General features: G+C 72.1%; 21 protein-coding genes. 8 read left to right on the forward strand and 13 right to left on the reverse strand.

The window, feature by feature from the left end; all coding sequences use genetic code 11:
- Nucleotides 1-299: 299 nt before the first annotated feature.
- From ACWDN5_RS14050 to ACWDN5_RS14080, 7 genes are all read right to left on the reverse strand, one after another.
- Nucleotides 300-1,115: a hypothetical protein gene (locus ACWDN5_RS14050; RefSeq protein ID WP_449676572.1), complete on the reverse strand. Its 816-nt coding sequence runs from the start codon at nt 1,113-1,115 to the stop codon at nt 300-302.
- On the reverse strand, nt 1,112-1,741 hold the full coding sequence (locus tag ACWDN5_RS14055) for a hypothetical protein (protein WP_310972512.1): 630 nt from the start codon (nt 1,739-1,741) through the stop codon (nt 1,112-1,114). The genes ACWDN5_RS14050 and ACWDN5_RS14055 overlap by 4 nt, the downstream gene beginning before the upstream one ends.
- 20 nt (nt 1,742-1,761) lie before the next feature.
- Nucleotides 1,762-2,742, reverse strand: a complete 981-nt coding sequence (locus tag ACWDN5_RS14060) for a hypothetical protein (RefSeq protein WP_449676573.1) — start codon at nt 2,740-2,742, stop codon at nt 1,762-1,764.
- A 285-nt stretch (nt 2,743-3,027) separates the two neighbouring features.
- Nucleotides 3,028-3,618: a GTP-binding protein gene (locus ACWDN5_RS14065; protein ID WP_310972514.1), complete on the reverse strand. Its 591-nt coding sequence runs from the start codon at nt 3,616-3,618 to the stop codon at nt 3,028-3,030.
- The gene (locus ACWDN5_RS14070; protein WP_310972515.1) at nt 3,599-3,970 is read right to left on the reverse strand and encodes a DUF742 domain-containing protein; all 372 of its coding nucleotides are present in this window, start codon (nt 3,968-3,970) and stop codon (nt 3,599-3,601) included. Before ACWDN5_RS14070 ends, ACWDN5_RS14065 begins: the two co-directional genes overlap by 20 nt.
- A complete protein-coding gene (locus ACWDN5_RS14075) occupies nt 3,967-4,392 on the reverse strand; it encodes a roadblock/LC7 domain-containing protein (protein ID WP_013228184.1) in 426 nt (141 codons plus the stop codon). Before ACWDN5_RS14075 ends, ACWDN5_RS14070 begins: the two co-directional genes overlap by 4 nt.
- A gap of 54 nt (nt 4,393-4,446) precedes the next feature.
- On the reverse strand, nt 4,447-6,849 hold the full coding sequence (locus tag ACWDN5_RS14080) for a nitrate- and nitrite sensing domain-containing protein (protein ID WP_449676574.1): 2,403 nt from the start codon (nt 6,847-6,849) through the stop codon (nt 4,447-4,449).
- Between the two features lie 520 nt (nt 6,850-7,369).
- Here ACWDN5_RS14080 and ACWDN5_RS14085 point away from each other — a divergent pair.
- Entirely contained in the window at nt 7,370-8,779 is a 1,410-nt protein-coding gene (locus tag ACWDN5_RS14085; protein ID WP_449676575.1) for a fatty acid desaturase, read from the forward strand.
- A 1-nt stretch (nt 8,780) separates the two neighbouring features.
- Nucleotides 8,781-9,407 carry a TetR/AcrR family transcriptional regulator gene (locus ACWDN5_RS14090; RefSeq protein ID WP_310972518.1) on the forward strand — a complete coding sequence of 209 codons (627 nt, stop codon included), beginning with the start codon at nt 8,781-8,783 and terminating at the stop codon, nt 9,405-9,407.
- On the opposite strand, the gene ACWDN5_RS14095 is transcribed toward ACWDN5_RS14090, so the two are convergent.
- From ACWDN5_RS14095 to ACWDN5_RS14110, 4 genes are all read right to left on the reverse strand, one after another.
- A complete protein-coding gene (locus tag ACWDN5_RS14095) occupies nt 9,404-10,234 on the reverse strand; it encodes a haloalkane dehalogenase (RefSeq protein WP_449676576.1) in 831 nt (276 codons plus the stop codon). The two genes, ACWDN5_RS14090 and ACWDN5_RS14095, sit on opposite strands and share 4 nt — an antisense overlap.
- A gap of 4 nt (nt 10,235-10,238) precedes the next feature.
- On the reverse strand, nt 10,239-10,676 hold the full coding sequence (locus ACWDN5_RS14100) for a MarR family winged helix-turn-helix transcriptional regulator (RefSeq protein WP_310972520.1): 438 nt from the start codon (nt 10,674-10,676) through the stop codon (nt 10,239-10,241).
- 76 nt (nt 10,677-10,752) lie between these two features.
- Nucleotides 10,753-11,955 (reverse strand): kynureninase, encoded by a 1,203-nt coding sequence (locus ACWDN5_RS14105; protein WP_310972677.1) that lies wholly within the window; start codon nt 11,953-11,955, stop codon nt 10,753-10,755.
- Nucleotides 11,952-12,323: a DUF5997 family protein gene (locus tag ACWDN5_RS14110; protein ID WP_310972678.1), complete on the reverse strand. Its 372-nt coding sequence runs from the start codon at nt 12,321-12,323 to the stop codon at nt 11,952-11,954. The genes ACWDN5_RS14105 and ACWDN5_RS14110 overlap by 4 nt, the downstream gene beginning before the upstream one ends.
- Nucleotides 12,324-12,365: 42 nt before the next feature.
- Here ACWDN5_RS14110 and ACWDN5_RS14115 point away from each other — a divergent pair, with 42 nt between their 5' ends.
- Nucleotides 12,366-13,061, forward strand: coding sequence for a substrate-binding domain-containing protein (locus tag ACWDN5_RS14115; RefSeq protein WP_310972521.1), 696 nt, complete (start codon nt 12,366-12,368; stop codon nt 13,059-13,061).
- A gap of 4 nt (nt 13,062-13,065) precedes the next feature.
- Here the strand turns inward: ACWDN5_RS14115 and ACWDN5_RS14120 are convergent, their stop codons facing one another.
- A complete protein-coding gene (locus ACWDN5_RS14120) occupies nt 13,066-13,347 on the reverse strand; it encodes an isoamylase (protein ID WP_310972522.1) in 282 nt (93 codons plus the stop codon).
- Nucleotides 13,348-13,555: 208 nt separating this feature from the next.
- Between ACWDN5_RS14120 and ACWDN5_RS14125 the strand changes: the two genes are divergently transcribed.
- Nucleotides 13,556-14,074 carry a hypothetical protein gene (locus tag ACWDN5_RS14125; protein WP_449676577.1) on the forward strand — a complete coding sequence of 173 codons (519 nt, stop codon included), beginning with the start codon at nt 13,556-13,558 and terminating at the stop codon, nt 14,072-14,074.
- Between the two features lie 299 nt (nt 14,075-14,373).
- Nucleotides 14,374-14,541 (forward strand): hypothetical protein, encoded by a 168-nt coding sequence (locus ACWDN5_RS14130; protein WP_449676578.1) that lies wholly within the window; start codon nt 14,374-14,376, stop codon nt 14,539-14,541.
- Between the two features lie 32 nt (nt 14,542-14,573).
- Here ACWDN5_RS14130 and ACWDN5_RS14135 read toward each other — a convergent pair whose 3' ends face one another.
- Entirely contained in the window at nt 14,574-15,533 is a 960-nt protein-coding gene (locus ACWDN5_RS14135; RefSeq protein ID WP_449676579.1) for a hypothetical protein, read from the reverse strand.
- A 187-nt stretch (nt 15,534-15,720) separates the two neighbouring features.
- Between ACWDN5_RS14135 and ACWDN5_RS14140 the strand changes: the two genes are divergently transcribed.
- Genes ACWDN5_RS14140 through ACWDN5_RS14150 form a run of 3 tightly spaced genes read left to right on the forward strand, consistent with a single transcriptional unit; the run spans nt 15,721 to nt 18,122 of the window.
- Nucleotides 15,721-16,692 carry a hypothetical protein gene (locus ACWDN5_RS14140; RefSeq protein ID WP_449676580.1) on the forward strand — a complete coding sequence of 324 codons (972 nt, stop codon included), beginning with the start codon at nt 15,721-15,723 and terminating at the stop codon, nt 16,690-16,692.
- 33 nt (nt 16,693-16,725) lie between these two features.
- Entirely contained in the window at nt 16,726-17,526 is an 801-nt protein-coding gene (locus ACWDN5_RS14145; protein WP_449676581.1) for a metalloregulator ArsR/SmtB family transcription factor, read from the forward strand.
- Complete coding sequence (locus ACWDN5_RS14150) at nt 17,523-18,122, forward strand: dihydrofolate reductase family protein (protein ID WP_449676582.1); 600 nt, start codon at nt 17,523-17,525, stop codon at nt 18,120-18,122. The genes ACWDN5_RS14145 and ACWDN5_RS14150 overlap by 4 nt, the downstream gene beginning before the upstream one ends.
- The last annotated feature ends 68 nt before the right edge of the window (nt 18,123-18,190 follow it).

Below are 18,190 nucleotides of genomic sequence, written 5' to 3' on the forward strand. Positions count from 1 at the left end.
CTGGGATGAGGGGCGGGGGAGGTCTGGTGACGTCGTTGGTCTCCTTGCGCTCCCGGCCGCCGGTTCGCGTGTGGTTATGCCGTGGCCGGCTCGCGCTCCCGGCCGCCACTCCGCAGCGCCCCAGCCCGGCTCGCGCCCCCGGCCGCCGGTTCGCGCGTGGTTATGCCGTGGCTGCCTTGCGCTTCCGGCCGCCGGTTGGCAGGTGGGCCTAGGACGGCACCCGCGCGCCCGGCCGCCGGTTCGTACGTGGCCTGTGGACAACCGCCGCCCTCCGCTGGCGTGGAAATCGCGGCCCCTGCTCAGGCCAGCCGCTTGTCCCAGTCGGCGAAAGCGTCCACCAGATCCGCCGGCGCGCCGGAATCCCGCAGGCGCGCGGCTTCCGCCTCGATGTAGTACCGGTACAGCGGCACCAGCCCCGCCGCCAGTTCCGGCTCCACCTCGGCCGGCTCCAGTGGGTGACCCGCGCGGACCTTGCGGGCCAAGCGCACCAGCGATGCCGCCGGGGCGTCCGGCTGGCGCAGGTACCAGTCGATCGCTTCGTCGTTGTTCGCCGCCCGGCCCGTCGGGGTTGTTCCCGAATACAGGAACCTGACCGGGAACAGCACCGCCTTCGTGAACCACACCTTGTCCACCAGCAGCCGCTTCGGCGACCGGAACTCGGCCGTCACCTCGTCCGTCGCCAGCACCGCGATCGCGAAGCGCGCGCTCTCCAGCAGCAGCTCCGACGCCTCCGGGCGGGCCACCTCCGCGCGGACGTCCTCGCCCACCAGCACCCGGCCGTCGTCGGCCAGCTGCAAGCGGTCCAGTGCCGGGAAGCGGCCGTCGTCGCGGCCTTCGCGCAACGCCGGCAACGATGCCCAGAACACCGAAAGCTTGCGGTGCAACGGGCTTCGCTGCTGCAACTCCTCCGTTGTGCTCTGGACCGAAGCGGGGTCGCCGGCGTCGGTGAGGACCAGAGCCAGGTCGATGTCGCTTGCGGCCGCGGAATAGCCACCGTAGGCCAGGCTTCCCAGCAGGTACGCGCCGATCAGGCGCTCTCCCAACGCTTCCTGGTAGACCTGAGCGGCTTCGACGGCGATTTCGCGGGCCGCGTCGGCCGGTTCGGTGGTCGTCATGCGGCCACCGTATCGCGGACGGCGCACTCCGCGATGCGGTCGGAAACCACGCCGATCACCTGCCACGCCCGGTCCAGCACGGTGATCGCCGCCTCCGGGGTCCAGTCCGCGCGCCGGCGCAGGACTTCGTAGCCCATCTCGAGGTGCTCGACGTCCGCTTCGTCGTGCAGCTCGAAGTATTCGTCGTCGGGGAACGCCTTCGTGCCCGCCTGGCTGAACACCAGGCTGCCCGCCTCGAGGGCCAGGTGCGCCAGGACGGCGCGCTGCACGCCGGGCAGGATCGCGAACTGGTCGACGAACCAGGACGCGCCCATCTCGATGACCGGGTCCCAGACCAGTTCCCGGTCGTCCGCGCGGCTGCGGGCCAGGATCTTGTCGTGGCCGACCTCTTCGGCCTGGTGCTCGCACGCGAGCGCGCGCAGCTCCGGGTCGCTCTCGAAGGTCACCCGGGCGCTGATCATCCGCTGGAAGGCGTTCGACCACGGCTGCAGGTACGTGAGCACCGCCTTCTTCGTCTCCGCCGTGGTGCTCTCGTCGGTCAGCAGCCGGATCAGGGCCGACCCCTCGTACTCCCGCTGCCGCTGTTCGTTGTGGCGGGCGACCCGCTCGACGTCCTGCTCGGTCACGATCTGCTCCTTCTGCTGGGCTATCCGAGATCGACGGGCGAAAGGGGGGAGGGGGGCGGCCGGTCGAAGACCGGGAACCGGAAGTACGTGGTCACGTCGCCGTTCCGGCCCGCGGCGCGGAAGCTCACCAGTTCCAGCACCCGTGCGCCCGGGCCGCTCAACGGCCCGGGGGCGAGCGCGGCGGCGAGCGTGCGGAACGGGCCGGGGTCGACGCCTTGGTCGTGCAGCAGCTCGGCCGTGCGCTCCACGGCTTCGCTGTCGTCCGGTGTGAGCGCGGGCAGCCGCAGGTACGTCGTGGACTCGGCGGCACGGTCCACGCCGGACCGGAACGCCAGGCAGCTCAACGCCGCCTCGCCGGCGTCGCCGTCCTGGCCGGCCAGCGTCCGGTACGCGGCGCGGGCCCGGGCGGAGTCGTGGTGCAGGGCCACCGCGGCGACGCGCTCGACCTCGGCGAGGCCGGCGTCGTGGTTGCGGTAGTAGATCTTGACGCGGGCTTGCGCTTCGTCGGTCAGGTCGACGGCGAAGAACTCGATTTCGCGGTTGCCTTCGACAGTTTCGACACGACGTCGGGTGTCGGCCCAGGCCTCGCCGAGGCCGAGCCGCGCCATCGCCTCGGCCACCGCGGCCTCGCGCTGGGCGTGCGGCCACGAATACAGCCCGAAGTACGTCTTGTGCACCACTCCGGACGGGGGCCGCCAGGCGATCGAATGCCACAGCGGCGCCGGCGACGGCCGGCCCGCGCGCGGGGTGAACGTCTCGTGGACGTGGTCGAGGCGGCGGGTGCGGAAAACGCTGTCACCAGGCCAAACCACGTCGTGGCCGAGGCTGTCGAACAGCACTCGCAGCTCCGGCCGCGCACCGGACCAGTTGACCGACATCTCGGCCGGGAACCCGTCGTCCGCCACATAGGACGGCGGGTCGGGAGCCGGCCCGATCCGCTCGTGCGCCCACGGCGGCAGCAGCGCCCGCAGCATCCGGGTGGTCCGGACGGACTGCTCCAAGGGGACGTCCAGCGCTTCGCACGCGGTGGACCACAGCCCACCCAGGAAGTCACCGAAGAGACGACCCTGAGCCGGATAGTTTTCCCTTATATATTCAGGAAACTCCGGCACGCGACTCGTCACGAGCGGATGCTATCAGTTGGATGCTTGCTCAACTAAAAGTCTGCACCCGGGTGGTCCAGTCAATTGCGCCATGTGGGTACGCCGGTGCCCGCCGCGGCCACGGAGGGCCACAACGGACACCGGCGCTGTCCAGTCAGGACAAAACCGGACAACGCGCAGGTCTCAGACCCGCGCGGGCACCACGGTCATCGCGTGCTTGACGAGCCGGATCAGCGCGAGCTTGCTGGAGTCACGGTCGCGTGCGTCACACATCACGATCGGCACACGATCCGGGACCACCAGCGCCTCACGGATCTCGTCGGCGGTGTAGCGCGGCGCGTTGTCGAAGCAGTTCACCGCGACGACGAACGGGATCTTCCGGCGCTCGAAGAAGTCGATCGCGGCGAAGCTGGTCTCCAGCCGCCGGGTGTCGACCAGCACCACCGTCCCGATCGCCCCGCGGGCCAGGTCGTCCCACATGAACCAGAAGCGCGCCTGGCCCGGCGTCCCGAACAGGTACAGCACGTGCCGCGGCGAGATGGTGATCCGGCCGAAGTCGAGCGCGACCGTCGTGGTCGTCTTCCGCTCGACGCCGGACAGGTCGTCGACACCGGCGCTCGCCTCGGTGAGCACCTCCTCGGTGGTCAGCGGCGGGATCTCGCTGACCGAACCGACCATCGTGGTCTTCCCGGCACCGAAACCGCCGGCGATGATGATCTTGACCGGGGTGGGGACCAGCTCGGCCCCGGTGCCGTCAGTACTTGATGAGGCCATCGAGAACCGCCTGGAGTGTTTCGAGGTCCGGCGACTGTGCCGGGTTATGGGTGGGCGAGCGCGTGATGACGAGGCCGCGTTCGATCAGGTCGCCGACGAGCACGCGCACGACCCCCAGCGGGATCTTGACGTAGACGGCGATCTCGGCGACCGACACCGGGTGGCGGCACAGCTGCACGATCGCCACGTGCTCCGGGCCCAGCCCGGTCGGCTCCTGCTCCGAGCGCAGGGTCATCACCTGCGTGGACAGGTCCAGCCGCGCGGTGCCGGCCGGCGTCCGGCCGCTCGTGATCGTGTAGGGCCGGACCAGCGGCCCGGCGGCTTCGTCGTACCAGCCGTCTTCGGCACTCATGTGGCCTCCCGCAGCACCGACGCCGCTTCTCGCGGCGCGGACGCCATGTAGTCGCCGACGCGCTTGACGAGCCGGCTCATCTCGTAGGCGATCATCTCGACGTCGACGTTGTCCGCGGCCAGCACGGCGAGGCACGCCCCCTGGCCCGCCGCGGAGACGAACAGGTAACCGCGCTCCATTTCGATCATGTTCTGCAGCACCGGGCCGCGGTTGAACTGCTTGCTCACCCCCTTGGCGAGGCTCTGCAGGCTGGAGGCGATGGCCGAAAGCTGGTCCGAGTCGTCCTTGCTCATCCCGGCCGACTTGCCGATCAACAGCCCGTCGGCGGACAGCACGATGGCGTTCTGCGCGCCGACCACGCGGTTCACCATGTCGTCGAGCAGCCAGTTGAGATCGGGTTTGGGGCTCCCGTACTCGTTCATTCGACTTCAGACCCTGACTTTCCTGTGTGGACTTGACGTGTGTGTGGCCGGGGATTACGAGTCGTCGTCCGGTCCGCCGCGCCCGCGGCGGGTGCCCTTGTGGAACGCCGCGAGCGTGCGCGCGGTGCCTTCGCCCGGCGCCACGACTTCGTCCTCGCTGTCGTCGGGTTCGTTCTCGAGCTGGGCGACGAGGTTCTGCTGCGGCTCCCGCCGGGGCAGCCGGGGCCGGTCGTCGGTCGGCTTCACGTCTGTCGCCGGGGTGATCGGCGCCGGCTCCGGCGCCGCCGCCGGCACGGAGGGCAGCGGGTCGGGCGGGGTGAGGGCGCGTGCCGGGTACGGCCTCGGCTTGGTGTCTCGCTTCATCGGGATCTGGCCGCTGAACGAGCTGGGCGTGTCCATCGTGCGGAGCGGGCTTTCTGCTGCCTGCGGTGCCGGGGCGCCCACCGGCGCGAGGACCGCGGTGGTCTCGGCCGACGAGGATTCCACGGCCGCGGCCGGGTCCCCGTCCTCGCCGGCCAGGTGCTGGGTGGGGATCAGGACGGTGGCGCGCAGGCCGCCGTAGCGGGACGGGTCGAAGGTGACGGTGATCCCGAGCCGGGCCGCCAGGCGCGCGACCACGAAGAGGCCGAGGCTGGAGTCGGCCCGCAGCGCCATCGCGTCGAACTCGGGGGCTTCGGCCATCATCGCGTTCGCCCACTCGCGGACGCCGTCCTTCATGCCGAGCCCCTGGTCCGATACGTCGACGACGACGCCGCGCGCGACCATCCGGCTGGTCACCTCGACCGGCGAGCCGGGTGGCGAGAACGACGTCGCGTTGTCGACCAGCTCGGCGACGAGGTGGATCGTGTCGGCCACCGCGGCCCCGACGATCGCGACGTCGGGCACCTGCTCGACCTGGACCCGCGCGTACTGCTCGGTTTCCGAGACGGCCGCGCGCAGGACCTCCATCAGCGGCACCGGCTTGCGCCAGCGGCGGCCGGGCTGCTTGCCGCCGAGGATGATCAGGTTCTCGGTGGTGCGGCGGGCGCGGGCGGCGAGGTGGTCGAGCTGGAACAGCGACGCCAGCTGCGTCGAGTCGTCCTCGCGCGCTTCCATCTCGTCGAGGATCTGCAGCTGCTGGTGGACCAGGACCTGGTTGCGGTGCGCGATGCCGAGGAACACGTTGTGCACACCGCTGCGGGCCTTGGCCTCGCTCGCCGCGGCGTTGACGGCGGTCAGCTGGGCGACGTTGAACGCCTCGGCCACCTGCCCGATCTCGTCGCGGCCGTGGTCGAGCCGGGGGAGTTCTTCCTTCAGGTCGACGGGTTCGCCGCTCTTCAGCCGCTCCACGATGTCCGGCAGCCGGTTGCGGGCGAGGTCGAGGGAGTCGTTGCGCAGCCGCGCGAGACGGGTCATCAGGGCGCGGTCGACGAGCGAGCGGGACACCCGCACCGCGACGATGATCGCCGCCAGCGAGGCGAGCAGGGCGACGATGGAGCCGATGATGACGTTGCGCAGCTGGGCGTCACCGGCGTCGATCGCGGCCGCGGAAACCTTGTCCGCCTGGGTGATCGCGAGGTCGTTCAGGCCCTGGGCGACCTGGTTCGTCGCGTTCTGCCAGTCCGTTTCGGACACCGGCACGGAGTTCTGCTCGCCCGCCGACCACGGGCCGTGCTTGACGAGCGCTTCTTCGGCCGTCGCCAGCTGGCGCCAGGCCGTGCTGGTGGTCAGCGCCTGGTACTTCTGGCGGACGCCCGGGTCGAGGAACGGCGCCACCTGTTCCAGCTGTGTCCGGTAGAGCCCCGACAGCTGGGCGAACTGGGCGAAGTCGCCGGGCGCGAACGTCCCGGCGGAGTAGGCCGTCGAGACCAGCGACGTCTCGCGCGACATCATGTCGCCGGCGCGGAACACCGACGTCGCCGTGATGCCGCCGGTCGCGGCCTCGGCGTCGGGGACGACCCGGGCCTGGGTGTCGAAGAGGTTGGACGCGGTGTCCATCACGCCGTTGTAGTAGGCGTTGACCTGACCGCGGTCGATGCTGCGGAAGCTGATCTGCGAGCGCAGCACGGGCAGCTGGTCGAACTGGGCCTTCAGGGCGTTCACCTTGGACGCGATCTCGTCCGGCGCGTTGGAGATCGTCGCGGCGAACGCGTCCTTCAGCGCGACGAGCTTTTCGTCGGTGGCCTTCTGCTGCTGCTGGAGCCGGGCCGGGCCGAGCGCGGGGTCATCCAGGTACTGCAGCGCCGTCTGGCGTTCCTTCTGGAACTCGGCCAGCGCGGTGGCGGCGGGGATGGAGACCTCACGCACGGAGGCCGCGACCAACCGGACGTAAACGCCGTTGAAGAGGAAGTAGGACGAGACCGCGATCCACAGCACCAGCAGCGTCACGCTGGGAATGAGAACGGTCCTGGTCAGCCTTTTGCGGATCGACTTGTCGTACGGCTTGTCCGACTCGTCCCGGGGGTCTTTGTTCAGCACGGCGGTTCACGAACTCCTGAGTGACGGTCGGCGAGGAATGGGGACCCGGACGAGGAAGCGGACACGACGATGGGATACAGCTGCCGCCGTCACCTCGTCTTCGCCTCACCCTCCGTGTTGCCGCGGAATCGATCAGGGTCCGTTTTTTACCACGAACCCCTGACACCCGGTCGGTGCGACCCGGTTTGCGGACACTCGTCCGGCTGGTGGCGAACGGTGTTTACTGTCTGCTCCGGAGCGATTACCGGCATTTCCTCTGGTTATGGCGCTGCGAGCTAATTCGGGCTCTCGATCACTGGGCCGAACGGGTGAAACTGAATTCCGCCGGTTCGCCGTCTGCGGTGCTTCGCGGCCGAGGAAGAAAGGGAACGGGCGGTGCCTGGAAGTGCCCGCCGGGGCGCCGTCCGCGCCGTCGGTCGCAGGCGAGCGCGACGCTGCGTAGCTTTACATCTGATCAGTGGTTGTCAAGCTGCCTCGACATCGGCTACCTTCATGTCCACTCAGCGCCAAGGAGGGTGTGATGAGCGAAGCGACCGGAACCCTGCCCGCCGGCTCGACCGAGGTGTGGCGCGACCGCAAGCGGTACCTGTGGCTGATCGGCCTCGTCGTGCCCTCCCTGGCGTTCCTCGCCATCGGGCTGCACGCCGCCACCGGGTGGGGCGGCTGGTTCTGGATCGGGCCGGTCGTGATCCTGGTGATCGTCCCCCTGATCGACCTCGTCGCCGGGCTCGACCGGAGCAACCCGCCCGACGACGTCATCGCCCGGCTGGAGAACGACCGCTACTACCGCTGGATCACCTTCGCCTTCCTGCCCGTCCAGTACCTCGGCTTCGCGGCCGCGTTCTGGCTGATCGCGCGCGGCGACCTCACCGTGGCGGACAAGATCGGCCTCGCCGTGTCGATCGGGTGCGTCGGCGGGATCGGCATCAACACCGCGCACGAACTGGGCCACAAGAAGGAAAGCCACGAGCGCTGGCTGTCGAAGATCGCGCTGGCGCAGAGCTGGTACGGCCACTTCTACATCGAGCACAACCGCGGCCACCACGTCCGCGTGGCGACCCCGGAAGACCCGGCGAGCAGCCGCGTCGGCGAAAGCTTCTACCGCTTCTGGCCGCGGACGGTCTTCGGCTCGCTGAAGTCGGCGTGGCGCTTGGAGCGCAAGCGCTACGCCCGGCGCAACCGCCACCCGTACCGGCTCGGCAACGACGTCGTCAACGCCTGGCTGATGTCCGCGGTGCTGTGGGCGGCGCTGGTCGCCTGGCTCGGCGCCGGTGTCCTGCCCTACCTGGTGATCCAGGCCGTCGTCGGGTTTTCGCTGCTGGAGGTCGTCAACTACATGGAGCACTACGGGATGCTGCGGCAGCGCGTCGGCGCGCCCGGGCGGCGCCGGTACGAGCGCGTCGATCCCAGCCACAGCTGGAACTCCAACAACATCGCCACGAACGTCCTGCTCTACCACCTGCAGCGGCACAGCGACCACCACGCCAACCCGACCCGGCGCTACCAGACGCTGCGCGACTTCGCCGAGTCGCCGGTGCTGCCCACCGGGTACGCCGGGATGATCGTGCTCGCGCTGATCCCGCCGCTGTGGCGCCGGGTGATGGACCCGCGCGTGCTCGCCCACTTCGACGGCGACATCTCGCGCGCCAACATCCAGCCCGGTAAGCGGGCGAAAGTCCTGGCCCGGTACGGAACCCGCGTCACGGCGGCCGCCCCCGAGCTCGCCGACACCCGCGGCGACGCCACCGAAGGCGGCAGGTGTCCCGGCTGCGGGTACGTCTACGACGAGCAGCGTGGCGACCCGCGGGAAGGCTTCCCGGCCGGCACGCCGTGGGCGGCGATCCCGGACTCCTGGTGCTGCCCGGACTGCGGCGTGCGCGAGAAGGTGGACTTCGTCGCACCGGGACGGGTGGACCGGGCCGGGGCCTAGAATGCCGATCATGAGCAGGGCGGTCCAGGTGCCGGCCGAAGGTGGGCAGCACCGGCGGCCGATCATCGCCGCGGCGATCGAGCTGACGGCGCGTTCCGGCTGGCAGGCCGTCACGATGGCGCGGCTGGCCGAGCTGGCCGGGGTCAGCCGCCAGACCGTGTACAACGAGATCGGGTCCAAGCCCGCGCTGGCCGAAGCGATGGTCGCGCACGAGCTCGACCGGTTCCTCTCGGTCGTCCGTGCGGCCTTCGACCGCCACCCGGACGACCTGGTCGAGGCGATCTACGACGCCGTCCGCGCGGTCCTCGAACTCGCCGACGACAACACCCTGCTGCGCGCGATCGTCTCGGCGACGCACGGCACCGCCCCCGAACTCCTCCCACTGCTGACCACCGACTCGGGCGCGCTGCTCGCCCAGGCGAAGGCGGTGGTGGCCGGCCGCGTGGCGGCCTACCACCCACCGCTGGCCGGCGATCAGGTCGACGTGGTGATCGACCTGATCGTCCGCACGGTCCTCAGCCACGTGATGCAGCCGTCGGACACGCCGGCCCGCACGGCCGACGGCCTGGCCTGGGTGGCCGCGCGTGTCCTCGGCGTGACGGCGAATCCGCCGCTGCGGCACACCTAACGCAGGCCGTGCCGGTCCAGCCAGCCCGCGATTTCCGCGGCGATCTCCTTCGGCCGGTCCTCCTGGGCGTGGTGCCCGGCCTCCCCGCACGCGACGACGTCGAGCGCGGCGATGTGCTCCGAACACCACTGCGCCATCTTCTCGCCGATGAGCAGCGTCGGAGAGCCCTCGAAGGTCAGGAGCAGCTTCGGTGTGGCGTCGCTGCCCGCGAGCCACTCGTCGTAGGCCTCGATGCGCTCGACGAGCTCGGCCGGGTCGCCGCCGAGGGGCAGCTGGCGGGCCCACGCCAGCACCGGGCGACGGCTTTCGGGGGTCGGGAACGGGGCGAGGAATGCCGCCAGGTCGTCGTCGCCGACCGGGGTGCGCACTCCGCCGGTGTAGGCCTGGCGGATGAACAGGTCCTGCGTCAGCACCATGTCCTCGCCGACACCGGGGGTGCGGATCTTCCGCGAGCGCTCGGCGGCCTGCGGGGTCAGGTCGTCCCAGGCCATCGGCTTCACGATGGTTTCGAAGAACGCGAGCCCGCGGACGCGGCCGGGGTGCCGGGCGGCGAAGTCGAAGGCGAGCGCGCCGCCCCAGTCGTGTCCGACGAGGACGACGTCGTCCAGGCCGAGAGCGTCGAACCACCGGTCGAGGTGGCCGGCGTGGTCGGCGAAGGTGTAGGCGATGTCCGGCTTGGGCGAGCGGCCCATGCCGATGAGGTCGGGGGCCAGCAGCCGTCCGCCGCCGACGTGCGGAAGGACGTTGCGCCAGCTGTGCGACGAGCCGGGGTTGCCGTGCAGGAAGACGATCGGCGCGCCGGTGCCCGTTTCTTCGTGGTGCAGCATGGTTTCAGGACTCCAATGGGGTTTCGAGGAGGAGGGTGAGCTCGCGGGCCAGCGCCGCGGTGCGGTCGCCGTGCCGGCCGCCGAGCGGGGCGAGGAGCCGGTCGAGCAGCTCGCCCACGGTGGCGATCGCCGGTTCGGTCACCTCGCGCCCGCGGGCGGTGAGGCGCAGCCGGACGGTCCGGGTGTCGGCCGGGTCACGGGTGCGCTCGACGAAACCGTCGGCGTCGAGCGTGCGGGCGAGCTTGGAGACGTAGAGCGCTTCCAAGCCGGTGTGGTCGGCCAGTTCGCGCTGGCTCGGGCTCGTTCCGGCCCGCTCCAGGCCGGACAGCGAGGAGAGGAAGACGTACTGCGCGTGCGTCAGCCCGAGGGGAGCGAGGGCGCGGTCGACGGCGACCCGCCACTTCGTGGAAAGCCGCCAGACGAGGTGGCCGGGAGTACTCATGCCAGATAGCGTACACGGCTACTAAGTACATGGCTACTATTTTTGGCGTCGCTGGTCCGGACCGGTGCCGGACCGGTCAGCCGGCGAGCTCGCGGATGCGCTCCATCGCCCGCCGGACCTCGGCGAAGCCGGTGGTGAGCGGGCTCAGCCCGATGCGGATGCCGTCCGGGCGGCGGAAGTCGATGAGCACGCCGTGCTCGATGAGGACGCGGGAAAGCCGTTCGGCGTCCGGGTGGCGGAGGGTGACGTGCCCGGCGCGGCGGTCGTCGTCGCGCGGTGAGGCGACCGTGAAGCCGAGCGGGACGAGCCAGGCGTCGGCGAGGGCGAGCACCCACCGGCCCAGTGCCACTGCCTTGGCCCGCACGCGGTCGAGGCCCGCTTCCGCCAGCAGCGCCACGCCTTCCTGGACGCCCACCATGCCGAGCACCGGCGGGGTGCCGGAGAGCGCCCGCCGGATGCCCGGTGCGGGGACGTACTCCGCGGCCATGCCGAAGGTGTCGGCGGCGCCCATCCAGCCGGTGATGGGCTGGCCGAACGCGGCGTGGTGGCGCGCGTTGACGTAGAGGAACGCGGGCGCGCCGGGCCCGGCGTTGAGGAACTTGTAGGTGCAGCCGACGGCGAAGTCGGCGCCGGCCGCGTCGAGTGCGACCGGGATCGAGCCGACGCTGTGGCAGAGGTCCCAGACGACGAGCCCGCCGCGCTCGTGCACCAGCCGCGTGACGGCGGCGAGGTCGGTGATCGCCGCCGTCCGGTAGTCCACATGGGACAGGGTGACGACCGCGGTCCGTGGCCCGGCGATCGCGGCGACGTCGTCGCTCTCGGCCCACCGGACGGTGAGCCCGAGCTCGGCGGCGACGCTCTCGACGAGGAACCGGTCGGTGGGGAAGTTCGCGGTGTCGGTGACGATCTCGTCCCGGCCCGGCCGCAGCGCGACGGCGGCCCGGAGCGTCTTGTAGAGGCACACGGACGTCGAGTCGGCGACGATGGTCTGCCCCGGTGCGGCGCCGAGCGCGACGCGGCCGAGCTCGTCCCCGATCTCTTCGGGCAGCGTGAGCCAGCGTTCGTCCCAGGACCGGATCAGCCGGCCACCCCACTCGTGGGTGACGAGCTCCTGCAGCCGCTCCGCGGTGGCGCGCAACGGGCGGCCCAGGGAGTTCCCGTCGAGGTAGGCGACGACGCCGGGATCGCCGATCGGGACGAACCGCTCGCGGAACGCGGCGAGCTCGTCCTCGGCGTCGAGGCGGTCCGCGGCCTCGGCCGAGAGGTCGGCGGCGGTCAGCGGTTCTGTTCCTTCACCCGCACGGCTTCCTTGCGGACCTCGGCCTGGGTGGCGCGCTCGCGGACCAGCCAGTCGGGGTTTTCCGCCTTCAGGGCGTCGATCTGCTCGGTGGTGAGCGGCTCGGTGATGCCGCCGCGGGTGAGGCCGCCGATGGAGACGCCCAGCTTCGCCGCGACCACCGGGCGGGGGTGCGGGCCCGTGCGGCGCAGTTCCCGCAGCCACTCCGGCGGGTCGGCCTGCAGCGCGTTCAGCTCGTCGCGCGTCACGACGCCCTCCCGGAACTCCGCGGGGGTGGCTTCGAGGTACACACCCAGCTTCTTCGCCGCCGTCGCGGGCTTCATCGTCTGGGTGGTCTTGTGCGACGTCATGCCGTCCAGGGTAGCCAGCGTCACTCCCGGTAACCTGACCCGGTGACCTCTTTCAAGCTCGCGTACGTCCCGGGAGCGACCCCCGCCAAGTGGGTGCGGACCTGGGGCGAGCGGGTGCCGGAGGTGCCGCTGACCCTGGTCCCGGTGGAGGCCGCCGACGCGACCGGCCTGCTGCGCGCCCGGGACGCCGACGCGGCGCTGCTGCGGTCGCCGATCGACCGGGACGGCCTGCACGCGATCCCGCTCTACACCGAGACGACGGTCGTCGTGGTGCCGAAAGACCACCTGATCGCGGCGGCGGACGAAGTGTCCACTGAGGACTTGGCGGACGAGGTCGTGCTGCACCCGGTCGACGACACGCTTTCGTGGGAGACGTGGCCGGGACGTCCGGCGGTCTCCCGGCCCGAGACGACGGCGGACGCCATCGAGCTGGTCGCGGCCGGCGTCGGGGTGCTCGTCGTCCCGCAGTCGCTCGCCCGGCTGCACCACCGCCGGGACCTCACCTACCGGCCGGTCGGGGACGCGCCGCAGTCGAGCGTCGCGCTGTCGTGGCTGGAGGAGGAGACGACGGACCTGATGGAGCAGTTCATCGGGATCGTCCGCGGCCGGACGGTGAACAGCACACGCGGGCGCCCGCAGGCGCCCGCCGAGCGCAAGCGCCCGGAACGCAAGCCCGCCGCGGCCAAGCCGGCGCGGCGGGGTGGCGGGGCCGCGGGGAAGCGGCGCCGGCGGGGCTGAGCCGCTACGACGTCGTGCAGACGCAGTTGCCGTCGGCGCGGTCGGGCAGGTCCGGGTCGTCGAACCAGTGGCCGCCCTCGCCGAGGTAGCGGAACTGCAGGACCGTTCCCGGCGTCACGTCGACCGACGCCGAGCGGCGGCCGTTGGAGCGCGGCGTGAGGTGGTGCCGCCCTGGCGTCCAGTCGTTGAACGAGCCCACGACGCTCACCCGGCCGGGCGGCGCGCCGATCGGCAGGCTGAAGGTGACGCGCTGGGTGCCGGCCCGGCTCTTGCTGATCTTGATCACTCGTCGGGGGCCTTTCACGGGAAGGGGTTCGGGAGGGCGTGCTCGGCACTGAGCGCCGACATGATCGCACAGCTGTGACGATTCGGTCACGCCCAGTGCCCGATTGGGTTACGGGGCCGCTCAACGGCCCGCCACTGACCGGGTGATGCTGGGGTGAACCATGATCATCCGGGGGTTGCTTCCCCGTGGCGGTGGGAAACTGACAGCCGTGACCGTCGCCGCTGATCGTCAAGTCAAGGACCCGTGTGCCTGGCTCAGCGCCGTCACCCACGAGCTCGCCGACGCCCACCCGGCTGACACGCGAGCGGTGCTCATGACGGTGTGGGACGGGCTGGTCGCCGCCCGCCTGGTCGGGCTGTACGCCGCGGCCGCTTCGCCCCGCTGGCGGGCGAGACAGCGTCACGCCGAAGCCGTCGAGTTCGATCTCGCCGTGCAGCTGGCGCGCAACTGCACCATCGGCACCGGCCTGGCCATCCCGGCCCGGCTCCCCGGAGCCGCGGTCGCCTGGCCCGCCGAACGCGCCGACGCGGCGATCGCGGCGGTGGTTTCCTTCTGCGGCACGGCGGAAGCGATGCTGCGCCGCGCGGGCGAGCTGACGCCGGTGTGGGAGGACAGCCTCCTCGGGCCGGTCGCGCTGACCCGCTGGCTGGCGGACTGCTGGACGGGCCGCCACACCGGCGGCTGCCCCCTGCGGCTCCCGGTGCCCCCGCCGCCGTGGTGGCGCTGAGGGGCGGCCATCGGTGGTCGCCAGGGCTCCGGCGGCCGGCCGCCCGGTTGCCGTGGGGGCGCCAAGAGGCGGCCGCTCGCTGTTGCGGGGCCGCTGAGGTCGGCCGCCGGCTGTCGCGGGGCCGTTGGTGGACTGCCGCCGGCTGTTGCGGGGCGCCGAGGTCGCGAATGAGTCATTCGCGACCTCTGGTGCCGCGAATGAGTCATTCGCGACGTTCGGTGCCGCGGGTATGTCGCGGCGAGGTGCCGGCGGGCGTGTCCGTCAGGTGAAGTCTGGTGCCGGTGAGAGGAGGCCGAGGGGTGACCGACCCGTGTTCGAGACTCCCGGAGGCGACCCGCGCTGCGGTGCGCGCGCTCCTGGTGGCCGAGCTGACGGCAGCCGGCCACCGCGCCCGCGCGGCGGGCTGCACCCCCGAAACCCTGACCGCCGTGTTCGAAGCCCGCCGCCGTTCGCTCGAGGACGGCTGACGGCTTCCCCGGGCGCGCGGCCGGGAGCGGGGTCAGCGGCCCAGGATGGCCAGGGCCGTCGCCACGATCCCCTCCACTCGCTCCCGGTCCGCCAACGCCGCCGCCAGCCAGTCGTCGTGGGGTGTGCCCTGCGGGGCCTGCTCGCCGAACACCGAGCGGACCACCGCCGGCACCGCCGAGGCCGCCGCCTCGCCACGGTCCAACCGGAGTTCGATCGCCCGCAGCGCCCGCTCGGCCAGGTCCGCGAGCCGGGCGTCCGCCAGCTCGTGCGGAGCGACCAGCTCCAGCGGTGGCGACTCCGCCGGCATCGGGGCGACCGGGGCCTGCTTGTGCCCCAGCGGCCTCTCGACGTGCTCCGCGTGCCACGCCGGGCGGGTGCGCATCGCGGCCAGGACCCGGTCCACCTCGCGGTCGAGCGTGTCGCGGGCGGGCGGGGGCTCGCCCGTCACCTCCGTCCGCCGGGTCGCCCAGCCGTCCAGGGGCCACAGTTCCGCTCCCGCCGTGGCCGGGACGCCGACCCAGACCAGGATCTGCACCGCCAGCTCGCACAGCCACGGGTCGTCGCCGAGGGCACCGGCCAGCCACGCCGGGAGGCGCGGCCGCTGCAACGCCCCGATTTCGCCGCGGCGGCGCCGGTGCGCGTCGACCGTGGCCGGGGTGAGGCGGGTGGCCAGCCAGCCTTCGAGGTTGTCGATCGGGCCGGTCGCGCGCCGCAGGGCGTGGTCCACCACCGCCTCGACGTCGTCGTGGAAGCGGTCGAGGCAGTCGGGCCGCAGCCACTCGAGGCCGCGGGCGCAGTCGGCGTGGCGGCGCCGGTGTTCCAGCGGCTTGGTGATCCGCGTGAAGACCAGCGGCCACGCCACCGTGTAGACCCCGCCGCGCAGCCGGGCCAGTGCGCGGGGCCGGGCGTCCGCCGCCGAGCCGGCGAGCAGGCCGTCGCGGGCCAGCCGCCGGACGCCGGCGACGTCGGCCGGTCCGGTAGTGTCCAGCACCCTTCCTCCCCGATGCCGACGCCGGAAGTCGACGGGGAAATGGTCGGGCAGCCGCGGAGGCGGAAAAGGCCGCGAGCGGGCCGAAATCGCGGGGAACTGGCCAATCCCTGGCCACCGGGGAATCACCTGATCGGCGCAGCAGCGGCCGCCGATCGCCGCGAAGTGCCCGTGGTTCAATGGAAATCCCATGGCACACGAGGACGGGCTGCTCCGGGAACTCACCACGTTGCGGCGCGGCTGGGGATTGGAAGCCGACCGGTTGCGCAGCCGGCTCGGGCCGCTCGTTTCCGGCTGGTGTGAAATCCACCGGACGACGAGTGACCGCGAAGCGCGCCGCGTTCTGCGGGAAGCGATTTCGGCCGCGATCGCGGAATTCCCGGCCGCCGACAAACTGGCGGTGAACGTCGCCCTCGGCATCGCCCCCGGCGCCCAGCACGCCCTGCTGAGCGACCGGATCGGCGTCCTCGCGGATCAGCTGCGCGTCTCGGAACGCACGGCCCGCCGCCGCGTCGACCGGTCGTTCGCCCGGCTCGCCGCGGAGATCGAAGCCGGCGCGCGGCCGGGCAACGGCGTCCCCGACCCGGACGACGGCTGGTTCGTCAAGCGGCTCAACGTGCTCGTCCGGCTCGACACCGGCGAGCCGGAGGTCACCGAGGAACGGCTGATCGTGGCAACCCGTGACGCGCTCGCCCGGATTTCCGCGCAGTTCACCGTGCCCCGCACCGAAGACGGCCGGGACGGCGAGCGCGACGTCGCCGCGGACGCCCGGCACGGCGTCCGGATCAGCGAAGGCACCCGCGACGGCCAGCGGCACTTCCGCTGGCTGCTGGACCTGCCGCGGGCCCTGGACCGCGGCGACAGCCACACGTATTCGCTGGTGTACCGCATCCGGGACGGCCTGCCGATCCGGCCGTCGTACGTGTTCGTGCCGCTGGTGACGTGCGAGTCGTTCGAGGTCCGCGTGCGCTTCGACCCGCGGAAACCGCCGCGGGTGGTGTGGCGGCTGGACCGCGTCCCGCCGTCGGTGCTCGCCGACCCGCCGCAGCCGGGCGAGCCGCTGCCGCTGGACGGCGCCTGCGAGGTCGCGCAGCAGTTCGCCGCGCCGCAGCTGGGGTACGCCTACGGGCTGCGCTGGCTACCCCGCCAAGATATTCCTTGACCTGAATATTCTTCTGTGTGAATACTAGGTCCCATGGACCGGATCGCTGCAGCACTGGGGGACGCCGCCCGGTGGCGCATCGTCGAACTGCTCGCCGAGCGCCCCCGCTCGGTGGGCGAACTCGCCGAGCTGACCGGGCTGCGGCAACCGCAGACCACCAAGCACCTCCAGACCCTCGCCCGGGCCGGCCTGGTCACCGTCTTCCCGCTCGGCCAGCGCCGCGTCCACGCCCTCGAAGCCGGACCCCTGGCCGCCTTCGCGGGGCGGCTGCGGGAGCTGGCCGACGCGACCGAGGCGCACGCGGACGAGCGGGACGCCGTGGCGCGGTACCGCGCGGCCGTCGAGGTGGACACGGCGGCCGCGGACCGGGACCGGTGGGCGGACGGGCGCGCGTTCGCGTTCGACCGCCTGCTGCCCGCGCCGGCCGCCGACGTCTGGCGGCACTGGACGGACGCGGACCTGCTGGCGAGCTGGTGGGTTCCGCCGTCGATGACGGTCACCGCCTGCACCCTCGAGCCGCGGCCGGGCGGCCGGGTGGTGCTCGGCTACCGCGACGCCGACGGCGAGTACCGCGCCGAAGGCCGGGTGCGGGTTGCGGACGAATCCGGCCGCCTCGGCTTCGACCTCGCGGTAACCGGCCCCGCCTCCTTCACCGGCCACTACGACCTCGAGCTCCACCCGGACCCGGCCGGCACCCGGCTGCGGCTGGACCTGCGCATCACCGCCACGACGGTCGAGGCCGTCCCCTTCATCGCCGGCATCGAAACCGGCTGGGGCCAGGTGCTCGACCACCTCACCGACGTGCTCACCGAACGAAAGGACCGAACACCGTGACCGAGCCGACCGGCCGCCGGGTGACCGCCAACCTCAGCCTCACCCTCGACGGGCGCTACCACGGCCCCGCCGGGCCCGCCGACATGGGCGCGATCCTCCCGTACGCCACCACCGAAGTCGCGCGGCGCCACCTCGGCCGCATCTGGGAAAGCGCGACGACGGCGGTGCTGGGCCGGCGCAATGCGGAGGGGTTCCTCGGGTTCTGGCCCACCGTCGCCGCCGACGAAACCGCCGACCCGCGCGACCGCGGCTACGCGAAATGGCTGGTGGACGCGGAAAAGGTGGTCTTCTCGACCACGCTGTCCGACGCCCCGTGGGAGCGCACCCGGCTGGTGAACGCCCCGGCCGCGGACGTCGTCGCCGAGCTGAAGGCCACCGGTGGCGGCGACCTCCTGGTCAACAGCAGCGCGAGCGTCATCAAGCCGCTGCTCGCGGCGGACCTGCTCGACCGGCTGTACCTCATGGTCTGCCCGGAGATCGCGGGCGGCGGGCCCCGGCTGTTCGACGACGGCCTGCCCGCGTCGCGGTGGCGGCTCACCCACCACGAAACCGGCGAGCTGGGGGAGACGGCGGTGGTCTACGACCGCGTGCGCTGACCGGCGGCGCGAGGAATACCAAGTGAGGGGATGCCCGGCCGGGGGCCGGCTGGCTACCGTTCCCGAGC

The sequence above is a fragment of the Amycolatopsis sp. NPDC003731 genome (genome assembly GCF_053586895.1).